Raw genomic sequence first — 15293 nt, 5'->3', positions numbered from 1 at the left:
GCAGCCTGTCCTTGCTGAGGTGGTGCTCCGCTGCGGGAAGTGGAGACTCAGCGGAGATACCCGTTCAATACGAGGGCGATCGCGCGGAGCACCTCGGGGTCGGTCATCTGTTCGTGCCGGGCGGAAATGCTGTGTTCGGTGATGGTGCCGGTGACGTATTCCTTCCATGCGAAGGCCGGAGAGGAACCGGCGTCCGCATGGTCGAGGGCGGCACGGAAGTAGAGCAGATCACCGTCGAAAACTGCGGGGAGGTGATCTCGGGTGAGCTCGATGAGCTGGGTGCAGCCGTCATACAGGATCTCCAGATGGCCGGGGCTCAGGGCGGTGAGGAGCCCACCCTGCGCGTGCAGCAGGTCGGTGGCGGCCTCCACGGTGAGGTCTGCGGGGATACGGGAAGAGGCGACGCCGAACTCGGCGAGTATGTCCGCGAGGGCGGGAACGCGGACACTGCGAGCATCGACGAGGCGGGTGTCCATCATGGCGAGGGTGGCGACGATGTCGCCCTCGCGGCGAAGTTGCACGGCGATCTCGTGCGCGATGGTGCCGCCCAGCGAGTAGCCGAGCAAGTGATAGGGGCCGTGGGGCTGAGCGGTCCGGATCTCCGCGACATATCGGGCGGCGACTCGACCCAGCGTCGCGAACCGGCCGGCCGGCTCGGTCAGCGCCGGGAATTGCAGCCCGTGGACGGGACGTTCCGGCCCGAGATGCTGCACGAGACCGCTGAAACCCCAGGCGGTTCCGATGGTCGGATGGACGCAGAACAGTGCCGGCTCGGTACCTGCGGCGCGCAGCGGGAGCAGAACCGCGAGCGCGTCGTCGGGTTCCCGCTCCTCGACGCCACGGCGCCGCGTCTCGATGCGCTGGGCCAGCGATTGCGGTGTGGGGTCGGTGAAGACCCACTGAATCGGCACATTCACTCCCGTCGACTCCTCCAGCCGTGCCACCAGCCGGACGGCGGTCAGGGAGTTGCCCCCTGCGGCGAAAAAGGCATCGTCGAGACCGGCCCGGTCCATGTGGAGGACCGCGGTGAAGGCTTCGCACACAGCGGTTTCCAGCGGTGTGGACGGCGGCCGGAAGCGGGGAGACGGCCGGTCCGGTGGGGGTAGTGCACGGTAGTCGATTTTGCCGGCAGCGGTGAGCGGAATCCGGTCCAGGACGAGAACGGTGGTGGGGATCATCTGGGTGGGCAACCGGGTCGCGAGGAAGGCGGGCATCGCGGCGGTATCGGGTGTGGTGAGCGGGGCGGGAACGATATAGCCGACCAGTCGGTCCGTACCGTCGGGGCCGGTGTGCACGGTGGCCGCGGCCTGGCTGACGTCGGGGTGATCGCACAACGCGGCTTCGACCTCGCCGGGTTCGACACGGTTGCCCTGGACTTCGAGTTGCCCGTCGCCGCGGCCGCTGAATTGCAGGGCCCGGTCCGCGGTCCAGGAGACCAGGTCACCGGTGCGATACATCCGTGTCCCGGGCGGTCCGTGGGGAGCGGCGACGAATCGGATTGCCGTCGTCGCCGGACGTCGATGATATCCGCGCGCGAGCCCCGGCCCGGACAAGTACAGCTCACCGATCACGCCGGCCGGAACCGGACGCAGCAAGCGATCGAGCACGACGGCGGAGAACCCGCGGGCGGGGCCACCCATGGGAATCGGGCCACCGTCGACAGTGGCCAACGGACCGCCGACGCAGCTGATGACAGTGGTTTCGGTGGTGCCGTAGCAGTTGATCACGGTACGGCCAGGAGCCCATCGGGCCGCCAGCTCCGCTGAAAGCGACTCGCCGCCGAGGAACACGGTCTCGAGTCCGTCGGGGTCGGCCGCGGCCAGCACCGAGGGAGTGGTGGCGGCATGGGTGATGTGTTCCGCGTGAACCAACCGGGCGAGCCCGGTCACCGCGCCCACCGAGGCAGGGGCGAGAATCAGCGTAGCTCCGGCGACGGCGGCACTGAGCCATTCGAAAATCGAGACGTCGAAGGTCGGTGCGGCCGCCGCCAGTATCCGCGAGGTGGGGGTGGCGCCGAAACGTTCCAGCGCCAAGGAGGCAAGGTTCGCTGTCCCGGCATGGGTGATCGTCACACCTTTGGGTTTCCCGGTGGAGCCCGAGGTGTAGATCAGATAGGCCGGGTGCTCCGGGCGTAGCGGGGCTGTCCGCTCGGCGTCGGTGATCGCGGCCGGAGATACCGTCACGGCGAACGACGGGTTGTCGAGGGCGAACCAGTCGACCGTATCCGGCAACCGGCCACGATACGTCTCGAACGTCAGTCCCACAGCGGCACCGGAGTCGGTCAGTACGGTCATATTACGGACAGCTGGATGAGCGGGGTCGATCTGAACGAACGCGCCGCCTGCCTTGGCAACCGCCCACACCGCGATCACAGTCTCGACGGATCGCGGCAGCGCCACGGCGACCAGCGACTCCGGCCCTGTGCCCGCATCGATCAGGACCCGCGCCCACCGATTCGACGTCTCGTCGAGTTCACGGTAGGACATCCGAATCCCGTTACCTACCAACGCTTCCGCATCGGGGCGCATCGTCGCTGTCAACAATTCCGGCAGCACCCTCGGCACCGCGCCGGGGCGACCGCTGACGGGTACCAGCGTGGCTCGTTCGGCCGGCGAGAGCAGATCGAGCCGGGACAGCGGGAGGCAGATATGTTCTGCGAGGGTTTCGAGCACCTGCACCACCCGATCGGCGAGGCCATCGATCTGGTGCCGTGTGAACAGTTCGGGCAGATATTTGAAGTTCAGATGCAATCGGAAGTCGTGGTGGACGATCAGTCCGAGCGGGTAGTGCGCGGCGTCGTGGCCGTGTACACCGAGGATCCGCATCCCGGCGATATCGGTGAGATCGGACAGAGCGCCCCCGTCGACCGGATACGACTCGAATGCCGTCACCGTGTCGAACATCGCCCCGGTACCGGCAACCTGCTGTATCCGGGCGAGCCCGAGATGGTGGTGATCGAGCAGTGCGGCTTGTTCGCTCTGGATTCGCTGTACCAGCCGGGCGAGGGTTTCGCGATGATCCAGCCGGACCCGAACCGGCACCGTATTGATGAAAAGCCCGATCATCGATTCGATTCCGGAGAGCTGTGCCGGCCGCCCGGAGACGGTGGCACCGAACGTCACATCCTCGCGACCCGTTGCGTTGGCGAGGACGATCCCCCAGGCTGCTTGGACGAGGGTATTGAGGGTGACCGCCTGTTCGTGGGCCGCCGTGACGAGCGCCGCGGTGCGGGCTTCGCTCAGCCGCCTTCGCACTTCGGCGCCGGTGGTGTACGGGCGCCCGCGGTCCGCAGGAGCCAGGAGAGTCGGTTCGGTGACGCCGTCGAAGGCCCGGGTCCACGCGCTCTCCGCCGCGTCCTCGTCCTGGGAGTGCAGCCACGACAGGTAGTCACGGTAGGGCCGGCCCGAAACCGGCACTGCCGGATCGCTGTCGGCGGCGTAGAGGGTCAGCAGTTCCCGGATCAGCAGCGGGGTGGACCAGCCGTCGATCAGGATGTGATGCATGCTCAGCAACAACCGATGTTGCCGGTGGGCAGTACTGATCAAGGTCATCCGGAGTAGCGGCGACACGGTCATATCGAAGCGGGCCTGCCGGTCGGCGTCCACGAGCTCGTCGAGCGCGGACACGACGTCATCATGTCCGGTCAGGTCGATGTGGGTGAACGGCACATCGACGTAGCGGTGCACCACCTGAACGGCCTCCCCCGCGCCGTCGCGCACGAACGCGGTCCGCAGATTCGGGTACCGGCCGACGAGCGCCTGCGCGGCGCGCAGCAGCCTTTCCGGTTCGACGGGTCCGCCGAGTTCCATACAGAGTTGCACGGTGTAGGCATCGGGGCCGTCGGCGAGCTGGGCGTGGAACAGCAATCCCGACTGCAACGGCGTGAGCGACCAGATGTCCTCCAGCGCCGGGAACCGGCCCTCCAGCCGATCGATCGAAGCTTGGTCGAGATCGACGAGATCCAGGTCGGAGGGGGTCGATCCGCCCGCACCGGGCCGGGACGCGTGAGTCGCCAGGGCGGTCACCGCGTCACACCACAGATGCGCGAGATCGGTCACCTCGGCAGCAGTGAGCAGGCCGGACGCGTAGTCCCACGAGGCGGCGAGAGCCGGACCGTCCGGTGTGTCCGTGACGAACGCGTCGATGCTCAGCGCTGCTGCCGCGACTGCCTCGGAGTCCTGGACGCCACCGCCCGCGACGGGCATCCATGCCTCGTCGCCCGACGAAGCAGGAGCGGTATCGAATCTACCCAGGTAGTCGAAGCTCACCTGCGGGCCGGGCAACTCCCGCAGATCGCGTGCGGTGTCCGCGTCCAGATACCGCAACAGCCCGAAGCCGATCCCGTGATCGGGGACCTGCCGGAGCTGTTCCTTGACCGATTTCACAACGGCTCCGGCTGCGGGACCAGCGGCGAACGCGTCGTCGACATCCCTGCCGGACAAGTCGATTCGCACCGGGTAGGTGGTGGTGAACCAGCCGACGGTGCGGGCGAGGTCGGCGCCGGGAAGTACCGTATCGCGACGGCCGTGGCTTTCGAGGGTCAGCAGAGCCGCGGATACCGAGGCGCCGCGCCGGCGCCACCATCGAGTCAGCGCCATGGCGAGCCCGGCGATCAAGGTGTCGTCCACATTGCCGTGGAACGCAGCGGGCACAGTGGTGAGCACGGCGCGGGTCACAGCGGCGGGCAACGATACTTCGACTGTCGCAACGGTTTTCTGGAGATCCGCGGCCGGGTCGATCCGGCGGGCGCCGAGGGGTGGATCGGCGGTCGCGAGCGTGGACCGCCACCAGTCCAGTTCGTCGGATCGCGCGGCTGCCGCCTGTAGTGCGTATGCCCAGCGGCGCATCGACGTACCGGCGGAAGTCAGCCGCGGCCGCCGACCGGCGCGCACCTGCGCCCACGCCATGGCGAGATCGGGGACGAGGATCCGCCACGATACGCCGTCGACCACCAGATGATGTGCGACGATCAGCAACCGCCCCGGCTGCTCCGAGTGATCCAGCCAGACCAGTTGCAGTACAACTCCCGCAGTGGGGTCGAGGCGTTCGGCCGCAGCGGTCGCCTCGGCGGCGGCGATCGCGTCGAAAGCGTCGCTGCCCGGTGCGGTATCCACCGGAACACGCCGGATCGGTCCGGCAGTCCCTCCCCCGGGCGGCTGCACGCGCAGCGCCCAGCCGGACGGATGCGCGGGCTCCGGATCCAGCCGGGCGCGCAGCATATCGTGCTGATCGCGTACAGCTCCCACCGTGGCATCGATTCCGGTGCTGTCGATACCGGCCGGCAGGGTGAGCATCACCCACTGGCCGAAACGGTGGAATCCGCCGCGCTCGAACATCCAGCACATGATCGGGGTCAGCGGTATGTCCCCCACTCCCCCGCCGGGAAGCTCCGCCGGACAGGGGATCGTGGCGCTGTCGCGGACGGCGATCTCGGCCAGCCCCGCGACTGTTCCGCGGTCGAACATATCGCGTACGGACAGCACCACGCCCGCCACTCTGGCCTGATTGACCAGATGGATCGCCATGATGCTGTCTCCGCCCAGAGCGAAGAACGAATCGTGTGCACCCACCTCGTCGAGCCCGAGCACCTCCGCGAACAGCTTCGCCAGCATCGCCTCGATTTCGGTGGCGGGCGGCCGGGATCCGGTGCGCGGGGTGAAATCCGGTCCGGGCAGAGCGGCACGATCCAGTTTGCCGTTCACCGTCATCGGGAGCGCGTCGAGCACCAGCACAGCCGCGGGCAGCATATGCGGGGCCAACCGCTGCCCGAGGCAGTCCAGGATCGCCGAGGTGTCCGGCTCTGCGCCGGGCCGGGGTACCACGTACCCGATCAACCGGTCACCGGTGGCCGCACCCCGATGCACGGCGGCCGCCGCAGCCGCCACCTCCGCACAGTCCAGTAGCGCCGATTCGACCTCGCCGAGCTCGATCCGGAAACCACGCACCTTCACTTGAGAGTCCGCCCGCCCCACGAAGTCGAGGGCCGGTCCGCCCTCCGGCAGCCGCCGCCAGCGCACCAGGTCACCGGTCCGATACATCCGTCGGCCGGGCCCCGCGAACGGGTCGGCGACGAACCGAGTCGCCGTCGAGCCTGTCCGGTTACGGTAGCCGCGAGCCAAACCCGGCCCCGTCACGTACAACTCGCCCACGACACCGAGCGGCACCGGCCGCAGCAGCGGGTCGAGGACGACCTCTCCGACCCCTCGGATGGGGCCGCCGATCGTCACGGCCGCATCCGGCACCGCCGGGGCACTGGCGTTGGTCTGGATCGTGGCTTCGGCGGGACCGTAGGTGTTGCAGAATCTCCGGCCGGTCGCCCATCGCGATATCAGTGCGGGTGAAGGCTTCTCACCCCCCACCACAACGGTGGCGAGATCCGACAGCCCGGCCGGATCGACCGTCGCCAGCGCTGTGGGAGTCAAGGCAGCGTGAGTTACCCTCTCCCGCAACAGGATCTCTGCCAGCTCGGCTCCGCCGTAGACGGAGGGCGGGGCGATCACCAGCTGCGCACCCGTCGCGAACGCCCAGAGGTACTCGAGCACCGCCGCGTCGAAACTCGGAGACGCGGCATGCAGTACCCGCGCACCCGGTCCGATACCGAATCGCACCGATTGGTCGGCCACGAGATTCGCCAGCCCCCGTTGCGAGATCACCACTCCCTTCGGCACTCCCGTCGAACCGGAGGTATAGATGACATAGCCGATATCGTCGACGCGTGACGGCCGCACCCGGTCGATATCGGCGACGGCGCGGCTGTCGGCCTCGCGGAGATCGTCGAGTGTCAGCCAATCGACCGTTCCGGGCAGCTGCGCCCGTGTGGCGGCTGTGGTGAGGCCCAGGGCTGCGTTCGAGTCGGTGGTGATGTGGGTGATGCGCCGAGCAGGGTAGGCCGGGTCGACCGGCAGGAACGCGGCGCCCGACTTGGCGACGGCCCAGATGGCGAGTACCGCGTCGGGTGAACGTGGTATACCCACCGCGACAACGTCTTCGGGGCCGATACCGCGCCGGATGAGAGAACGGGCCAGCCGGTTGGAGCGCTCGTCCAGTTCTCGGTAACGGGTGCGATCACCATCGAACACCATCGCCGTGGCCTCGGGATCACGGGCCGCGGCCGCCGCCAACAGGTCAGCGAGAGTGGCGGGCGTCGCGGCCGATGGGCCGGAAGGAGCGAGCAGATCGAATCCCTCGGCCGGGTCGCCGGTTTCGATCGCCGTGATCAGGAGCGTGGGGTCGGCGGCCACAGATCCGAGGATGCGAGTCCACCGGTGGGCGAAAGCGTCGATGGTCCCGGCGTCGAACAGGTCGGTGCCGTAGGTGAATGCCGCTGTCATCCCACCGTCGGCGCTGTCCGATAATTCGAGTCGCAGCTCGAAGCAGGACACTTCGCTGGACGGACCGGCATCCGGCACGTCCAGACCGGTCGGCGCGGGGCGAACCTGTTCGAGGTTCCCGAACGCCAGCATGACCTGAGACAGGACAGAGCGGGGCGGCGAGCGCTGCGGCGCGAACTGGTCGGCCAACTGTTCGAAAGCAACTCCGGTGCGCTCGAATGCCTGCTGCTCGATCTGCCCGATACGGGTGAGCAGGTCGGTGAACCGCTCATCGAAATCGATACCCGTGCGCAGGACCAGGGTGTCGACGAACACGCCGGCTCTGCCGTCCGGGATGCCCGCGGCACGATCGGCGCTCGGTGTGCAGATCGGGATGTCCCTGCTGCCGGTCAGTCGAGCCAGCAGAACCGCTACCGACGCGTGCACCACCGAGAAGAGCGGCGAACCGTGCCGGCGCGCTGTTTCTCGCAGCGATCCGGCCGTATCGGCGTCCACGGTGGCGGCGAGCGTGGCGGCGCGATGAGACGCCGACATGGCCCGCGGCCGGTCCACCGGCAGAATCGGTTCGACCGGAAGATCCGCGAGTGTCGCCTCCCAGAACGCGAGATCGGCACGGCGCCTGCGGTTCCGGGCGGCGCTGCGCACACTTTCCGGGTCGACCCGTCCGACGTCGGCACTCGGCGCCGCGGCGGCGAAATCCTCCAGGAAATCCACGAATTCGGTTTTGTGCGCGGACAGTTCCGAGCCGGTGTAGAGATCCGGATTGGCCAGTAGATGCAGGATCGTGCGCGGCGGGTCGCCGGTCTGGTAGAGGTCTATGAGCAGATCCTCGACCGGGCCCGAGCTGAGGATGTGGAATTCCCCGGTCAGCGAGCCGAATCGGATCTGCTGAGGAAAGAGCATGACGTTTACCATCGGCCCCGCGAACCGCCGTTGCCCAGTGTCTCCCATGGCGGTGCGAATATCGGTGAGCCCGCAGCGCTGGTGTCGCAACGCGCCCACGAGATCGGACTGCACCCGCCGAATCAGCGTCCGTACGGTGGCTCCGGGACCGATCTCGATCGGCAGCGGCACGACATTGACGAACACCCCGCCGGACCGGCGCAGCACCGCTGTCGTGCGACCCGATACGGGAATATCGACGAGAACTTCTGCCCGGCCGGTCATCCGGGCCAGATAGCTTCCGAATGCCGCGATCACCACCGCGGCCGTGCTCGCGTCCGACGCCTGTGCGGAACAAGCGATCCGATCCACCGTCGCCGTCGAAAGCTCGGCGATCGCCTCCACACTCGCCGCGCACGGTGGCGCCGATCGGTCGGCCAGGCCGGTCGCCTCGTCGCCGATTTCGGCGAGCCTGTCGACCCAATATGCTTTGTCGTCGACGAACCGCTTCGAGCCCCGATAGGTGTGGTCGGCCTCGTAGAGTGTCCGCAGGTCCGCCGCCCGGCTCGGCTCCGGTATCCGGCCCTGCACGGCCGCCGAATACAGGGCCGCGACGCGATTTGCCATTGTCATCGCCGCGTAACCGTCCAGCGCGACATGATGAATTCTGCTGTACATCAGGTGATGTCGGTCGCCCACCTGCAGCAGCCCCGAAGCGATCAACCGGTGCCGGACCATATCCAACGGTGTTGTGCATTCTCGGCGCATCCACTGCAGGGCCGCCGCCATCGGATCCGGTCCGGACCGCATATCGAGCACCGGCCCCGTCGACTCCAGCGACGGATCGAACAGCTGAAACGGCTCACCGTCGACGTCTGTCAGGCGGAGGAACCCCGACTGGAACTCCAGGGCCGCGCGAATCAACGACCTGCGCAACAGATCCACATCCAGATCCCCGCGGATCTCGATGTACTGTGCCTCGCATATCGGTACGTCCGGGCTCAGTTGCTGCGCCAACCACAAGCCCCGTTGTCCGATGGACAACGGTACGAGCTGTGTCGCCGATGCGTTCCGTGCGGCTATCGACCCCGACCCGGGATCGGATTGCGGTCGCGGCACGGTCATGACCTTGCCTCCAGACCTCCACAAATATTATTGCCAGAACCTATGACGGCAGTCTATGCCGACCGGTTCGTTTGCGTGAACCCCCTACAACGCCTCCGAACAGCGACGGGGCGGTCCATCGCCGCCTGGATCGGCCGGTCGGCCCCGCATCGCGCGGCGGTACGGCGCCTGGATCGAACAGTCGCATCGCCCAGGATCCGCCGATTCATCGACACGGTAGATTCAGACACAACGGACAAAGTCGGCACGGCGCCGCAGCTCTGCACACACCGCGCATCATCAGGTGCGGGTGATCTCGACCATATAGAAATCGGCTTTGGCCGCCCCGCAATCCGGGCACGACCAGTCGTCCGGGATATCGTCCCAGCGCGTGCCGGGCGGGATGCCGTCCTCGGGCCAGCCCAGTTCTTCGTCGTATTCGAAGCCGCATTGCACACACTGGAACAGCTTGTAGTCGATGGCCATATCAATACCCCTTTCCTCGTGACTCTTTCCTCGTGGTGGCCGATTCGAAGTCGACCTTTTCCCGTACCCCACAGTCGGGGCAGCACCAGTCGTCGGGAACCGCCGACCACGCGGTCCCGGCGGGAAACCCTTCCCGGGGCGCGCCGACGATCTCGTCGTAGCGGTAGTCGCAGACCGGGCAGCGGTAGGCGGCCATCACCGAGCCTCCGCATATCGAGCCAGAACTCGGTCCCGCTTCCCGGGCTGAATGTTCACGCGGGTGATATCACCGCGGTAATGGGCCAGGACTCGATGGTCCATCACCCTGCGCCACAGCGGCGGGAAGTACGCCAAGGTGATCATGCTGGCGTAGCCGCCGGGCAGTTCGGGCGCGCCGTCCATACTGCGCAGCGTCTGATAGCGCCGGGTCGGGTTGGCGTGATGGTCACTGTGCCGCTGCAGGTGGTAGAGGAAGATGTTGGTGACGATATGGTCGGAGTTCCAACTGTGCTCCGGCGTGCAACGCTCGTACCGCCCGGACTCCGTACGCCGTCGCAACAGACCGTAGTGCTCCAGGTAGTTCACCGTCTCCAGCAACGAGAATCCGTAGACGGCCTGCAGCAGCAGGAACGGCAGCACCCCCGCGCCGAATATCGCCGCCAGCGCGCCCCACAGCACCACGGTCATCACCCACGCGTTGAGTACGTCGTTGCGCGGTGTCCACGGACCGGAGTCCATGCGCCGCAACCGAGTTCGTTCCAACGACCAGGCCGAACGCAGGCTGCCGTAGACACTGCGCGGCAGAAAACTCCAGAAGGACTCGCCGAAGCGCGCACTGGCGGGGTCCTCCGGCGTGGCGACCCGCACGTGATGGCCGCGGTTGTGTTCGATGTAGAAGTGCCCGTACCCGGTCTGAGCCAGGGTGATCTTCGACAGCCAGCGTTCGAGATCGTCCTTCTTGTGACCGAGCTCGTGCGCGGTGTTGATGCCGACGCCACCCATGACGCCCACGCTCAACGCCACCCCGATCTTCGACCACAGCCCGAGCCCACCATCGATCCCCAGCCAGGACAGATCCGTCGCGGTCCACAAGTAGGCGGCGAACACCAGGCTGATCAGCTGGAACGGAATGAAGGCGTACACGCAGTAGCGGTAGTACCGGTCGTGCTCGAGCTGCCGCATCGCCTCCTCCGGCGGATTCTGCCCATCGGGTCCGAAGAGTCGGTCCAGGGTCGGTAGCAGAACGTAGACCAGCAGCGGACCGATCCACCACCACACCGGTGCCACGTGTTGCCAGCCGAGCCGGTGGCAGATCCACACCAGCGCCGCCGCCAAGCCGAGCGCGGTCGGAGCCACCAGCCCGAACAACCAGAGATACCGCTTGCGGTCGCGCCACTGCGGTGCCACTTCATCGCGCGAACCCATCTCGGACGTCGTCATCGTCGCCCTCCTCGTCTTCCCTGACGGTCTTCCCTGACACAACCTCGGCATCGCGGCCGTCGCATCGGCCTACACCGGTAACACCGACCATCGCTGTTTACACTATTGAGGCTTGTGTATTCATTACATACAGTCGAGCAATAGTTGTCAACGATGGAACACCGAAGCGGGTGATGTAGGCTGGTCTTCGTGGCCGACATGCCGAACTTCCAGAACGACATGCGCCGACTACTGCGCGAGCGGGTGATCGATACCGCGCGCCGATTGGTCTGCACCGAGGGCTGGGGCGCGGTGAACATGTCCCGGGTGGCGAAAGAAGTCGGCGTGAGCCGCCCGGTGCTCTACAAGGAGATCGGCACCAAACAGGATCTGGCCGAGGTCGTCATCGCGAACGAACTCGAGACATTCCTCGCCGGCGTGACCGAAACCGTTGCCGCCCAGCCCGGCGACCTACTCGCCGGAGTCACCGCCGCGGCCGAGTACACCCTCCGCACTGCGGCCGACAACACCCTGCTCAAGGTCGTCCTGGCCGGCCGTTCCGGCGCCGACACCACGCTGCTGCCCACCCTGATGACCGAACCAGAACCGGTCCTGGGCCGCGCGACAGCCGCCTTCACTGCCATTCTGAACGCTCGGTACCGTCTCGAATCGTTCAGCGAGGCCGAACTCGGCACTAGGGTCGAAGCGGTGGTTCGCCTCGTCCTCAGCCACCTCTTCCAGCCCGCCGGGACCATCGACCGTGCGGTTGCTCAGATCGTCCTCGTCGCCGAGCCGCTGTTCGCCCGCGAACCATAGCCTGCTCCCGGCCCTGCACCTCGGTCACGATCGACACCGGACTCGACCTCGACATCCCCGACCTCGACGAAACCGAATCCTGTTCTCATCCAACGTCTTTCAGCCGCCGAACACTAACTCTGCCTCATGTCGAACAGCGCTGCCGCCGCCCGCTCGGCGAGGTCGGCCGCATGGTCGGGGATCTGCCGGCCGGCGCTCAGGTATCGCTTGACCATCGCGTGAGGTAGGTCGACCACCGCAAGGAGCACTCGGTCGGCAGCGTCGGGAGCCGGATCGTCGACGTTCTCGATCAGGGTGGTCAGTGCGGCGTACAACGCGGCGTCGGCTCGCGCCATGTCCACACGAGCCTGCTCATTCCATTTGTTCTCATCCAGTTCTTTTGCCCCCGTGAGTAATACGCATGCTTCGCGAGGATTGCGACGCGCCCACTCCAGACTCGTTCGGGCACCGAGGCGGATCGCTTCCTGCGGTTCTTCGAGACTCAATACAGGGAGCAGATCGTCGTGGAATCCCCGTAGCGCGCGTGCCCACAGCGCGGCCAGTAGTGCGGTTCGATCCGGGAAGCGATGATAGACCGACCCACTGGGCGCGCCGACGGCTTTGGCCACTCCCGACGGCACCGATCTGATTCACCTACTTTCCATGAGAACTCGCGGCTGGGCACGACTGACCTGGCCCCTCGCCTACCGGTGGATGCACGACGCCTTGCTGGAAGACTGCCTGGATCGCGCAGAACACGCCCTCACCGGCCCCGTTTCCCACCCCGCCCGGTGGGCCGGCCATATCCGACTTCTGCGCTGGGTCGCCGAACGCAGCGCCGGGCGCACGTCCAACGCAGCGCCGGGCGCACGTTCTACGCAGTGCCGGGCGCACGTCCTCTGCGATGACCGTAGGCGCCGACAAGCTGAGCCACCGATTTCCCGGTCCTGTTCCACTGGATCCTCGCCGACTTCGAGTACGGTCGAAACAAAGGGGCCGCTCGGGTCCCCCGGCAGAAGGACGCGCTGATGTCCGATAAGTCTCCGCGCAGTTCCACATCGAAGAAGTCCGGAAAATCCCTGAAGGAAAAACGAGCCGACAAGAAGGCCAAAGCCGGTAAGAAAAGCGAGATCGAACCCACTCTCGAACCCAAGCGCTGACGCATCTCAACCGGTTCGGGCAGCGGTTCGCTGCCCGAACCCGCCCACGCGCACCACGATTACCGGCGAGAAACCCCCCGCGCCCCGGGACGAGGTCGCGCGGAGCCGAGGTAACCTGAGCACCGGCAAGACGGCAGTTCCCCGGAGCAGGACCGACCGTGATCCGATATTCACAGGGGAGCCGCATGTCGGCCGATCGGAGATAGCCCGGCGTCGGCTCCGGTTCACGAGGCGGAGCGCGCCACAGATACAACCAGTGCGTTCCGCCGTCGAGATATGAACTGGGAAGGGCTACATGGTGCGGGATCTGACACAAATGGAATTGCTCCTGGAGCTGGAGCCGGTGGTCGCCGAGAATCTGGATCGCCATCTGGCGACCGCCCAAGCCTGGAATCCGCACGATTATGTGCCGTGGGACGAAGGCCGAAACTACGCCGCGATGGGCGGAACCGACTGGGAGCCGGAGCATTCACGGTTGTCGGAGGTCGCCAAGGTCGCGATGGTGACCAATCTGCTCACCGAGGATAATCTGCCGTCGTACCACCGGACCATCAGTGAGCACTTCTCGGCGGACGGCGCATGGGGCACCTGGGTGAACCGGTGGACCGCCGAGGAGAACCGGCATGCCATCGCCATGCGCGACTATCTGGTGGTCACGCGAGGAGTCGACCCGGTGGCCCTCGAAAACGACCGCATGGTGCACATGACCCGCGGTGTGCACGCACCGGACGATTTCCACGGCGTACTCGACCAGGTCGCCTATGTCACCTTTCAGGAACTGGCCACCAGGATCAGTCACCGATGCACCGGCAGAGTATGCGACGACCCCGTAGCCGACCGGATGCTCAAGCGGATCGCCGCCGACGAGAACCTCCACATGCTGTTCTACCGCAACGTGGCCGGTGCGGCGTTCGATATCGCACCCGACCAGGCCATGGAATCGGTCACCAAGATCGTGACGGACTTCGGGATGCCCGGCCGCGGAATGCCCAACTGGCGCCGCAACGGAGTACTGATGGTGAAGCACGGTATCTACGATCTGCGCCAGCACCTCGACGAGGTGCTGCAGCCGGTGTTGCGGGTCTGGAACATCTTCGACCGTGACGATTTCGGTGCACGCGGCGAGCGCAGCCGCGAAGAGCTCGGCGAGTATCTCGAGAAGCTGGGCAACGACGTCCAACGGTTCGAGGAGCAGCGCGCTCGCCTCCTCGCCCGAGAAGCCGCGCGAGCGGAAAAGGCGGATACCGCAGTAGGCTGACCGCTCTCATATCGGGTGACGATCACACTCGGGCGCGCCCGGGTCGAGCTCGGCCCGCGGTGCTGCTCAGTCGGGCTCGGCCCGCAGTGCTGCTCAGTCGGGCTCGGCCCGCAGTGCTGCTCAGTCGGGCTCGACCCGCAGCGCGGCCGATGTGAGCCGTGCGTAACGGCGCCAGACGGCCGGGTCCCGGATGTCGAGCTCTATCAGGGTGCGTGCCGCGCCGGAGACCAGGACCTGGATATCCATTCCGGTGGCGTCCGCGCGCAGGCTGCCCTGCGCCCGACCGAGGGCCAGAATCCGTTCGAGTTGCTGTTCGAGGTATTCGTCGCCGAGTCCTTCGACACCGCTGAGGACTTCGATCATCAGCCGATCCTCGGCCAGGCGAGCGGTGACCCGTTCCAGCAGCGCCTCGAGCGCGCGATAGGCGTCGGCCTGCGCGGCCTCGACGGCGGCGGTGACGAGCTGATGGAACCAGTCGATATGCATGCGGGCCAGTGCCTGCACCAGATCGGCCTTGGTCGGGTAGCTGCGGTAGACGGTCGCCTTGCCGACGCCCGCGCGCGCCGCGACCTGCGGGATGGTCGCTCCGATTCCGTGCTCGGTGAACACCTCGATCGCCGCGGCCAGGACCCTCTCGTGGTTCTGCCGGGCATCGGCCCGCCGCCCCGCCCAGGTCTCCGGGTCGGTGCGGGTCGCATCCGGCTGCGATGCCGCCATGCCGGTCATGGTGCCGTATTCGCGATATCGGTGCAGGACCGGCCGGTCTGCGACCCACGTCTCATTCGATGCGCCACGTGAGTTGCTCCACATCTACCTTCCTGAAGTGGACCCTTCAGTCCGCTTACTCCTATCCTCGAGCATAACCGGACCCCGGGGTCC

General features: G+C 66.7%; 9 protein-coding genes. 3 read left to right on the top strand and 6 right to left on the bottom strand.

All coding sequences use genetic code 11. From position 1 onward, the window contains the following. Positions 1–47: 47 nt before the first annotated feature. The 4 genes from OG405_RS08950 to OG405_RS08935 form a co-directional block, all read right to left on the bottom strand. Positions 48–9338: a non-ribosomal peptide synthetase gene (locus tag OG405_RS08950; protein WP_327151155.1), complete on the bottom strand. Its 9291-nt coding sequence runs from the start codon at positions 9336–9338 to the stop codon at positions 48–50. Positions 9339–9617: 279 nt separating this feature from the next. Further along, positions 9618–9803 carry a rubredoxin gene (locus tag OG405_RS08945; protein WP_327151154.1) on the bottom strand — a complete coding sequence of 62 codons (186 nt, stop codon included), beginning with the start codon at positions 9801–9803 and terminating at the stop codon, positions 9618–9620. A 1-nt stretch (position 9804) separates the two neighbouring features. Further along, a complete protein-coding gene (locus OG405_RS08940; protein ID WP_327151153.1) occupies positions 9805–9999 on the bottom strand; it encodes a rubredoxin in 195 nt (64 codons plus the stop codon). Then, the gene (locus OG405_RS08935) at positions 9999–11222 is read right to left on the bottom strand and encodes an alkane 1-monooxygenase (RefSeq protein WP_327151152.1); all 1224 of its coding nucleotides are present in this window, start codon (positions 11220–11222) and stop codon (positions 9999–10001) included. The genes OG405_RS08940 and OG405_RS08935 overlap by 1 nt, the downstream gene beginning before the upstream one ends. 198 nt (positions 11223–11420) lie before the next feature. Between OG405_RS08935 and OG405_RS08930 the strand changes: the two genes are divergently transcribed. Continuing rightward, positions 11421–12017 carry a TetR family transcriptional regulator gene (locus tag OG405_RS08930; RefSeq protein ID WP_327152276.1) on the top strand — a complete coding sequence of 199 codons (597 nt, stop codon included), beginning with the start codon at positions 11421–11423 and terminating at the stop codon, positions 12015–12017. Between the two features lie 113 nt (positions 12018–12130). On the opposite strand, the gene OG405_RS08925 is transcribed toward OG405_RS08930, so the two are convergent. Continuing rightward, positions 12131–12637, bottom strand: coding sequence for a TetR/AcrR family transcriptional regulator (locus OG405_RS08925; protein WP_327151151.1), 507 nt, complete (start codon positions 12635–12637; stop codon positions 12131–12133). Positions 12638–13024: 387 nt separating this feature from the next. Here OG405_RS08925 and OG405_RS08920 point away from each other — a divergent pair, with 387 nt between their 5' ends. Next, positions 13025–13156: a hypothetical protein gene (locus OG405_RS08920; RefSeq protein WP_327151150.1), complete on the top strand. Its 132-nt coding sequence runs from the start codon at positions 13025–13027 to the stop codon at positions 13154–13156. 295 nt (positions 13157–13451) lie between these two features. Beyond that, the gene (locus tag OG405_RS08915; RefSeq protein ID WP_327151149.1) at positions 13452–14414 is read left to right on the top strand and encodes an acyl-ACP desaturase; all 963 of its coding nucleotides are present in this window, start codon (positions 13452–13454) and stop codon (positions 14412–14414) included. Positions 14415–14534: 120 nt separating this feature from the next. Here the strand turns inward: OG405_RS08915 and OG405_RS08910 are convergent, their stop codons facing one another. Further along, positions 14535–15131 (bottom strand): TetR/AcrR family transcriptional regulator, encoded by a 597-nt coding sequence (locus OG405_RS08910; RefSeq protein ID WP_327151148.1) that lies wholly within the window; start codon positions 15129–15131, stop codon positions 14535–14537. Positions 15132–15293: the final 162 nt, after the last annotated feature.

Source organism: Nocardia sp. NBC_01329, assembly GCF_035956715.1.
In the GTDB taxonomy this organism is placed as follows: Bacteria; Actinomycetota; Actinomycetes; order Mycobacteriales; family Mycobacteriaceae; genus Nocardia.
The sequence above is the reverse complement of the archived record's forward strand: the minus strand, read 5'-3'. Positions and strand labels throughout refer to the sequence as shown.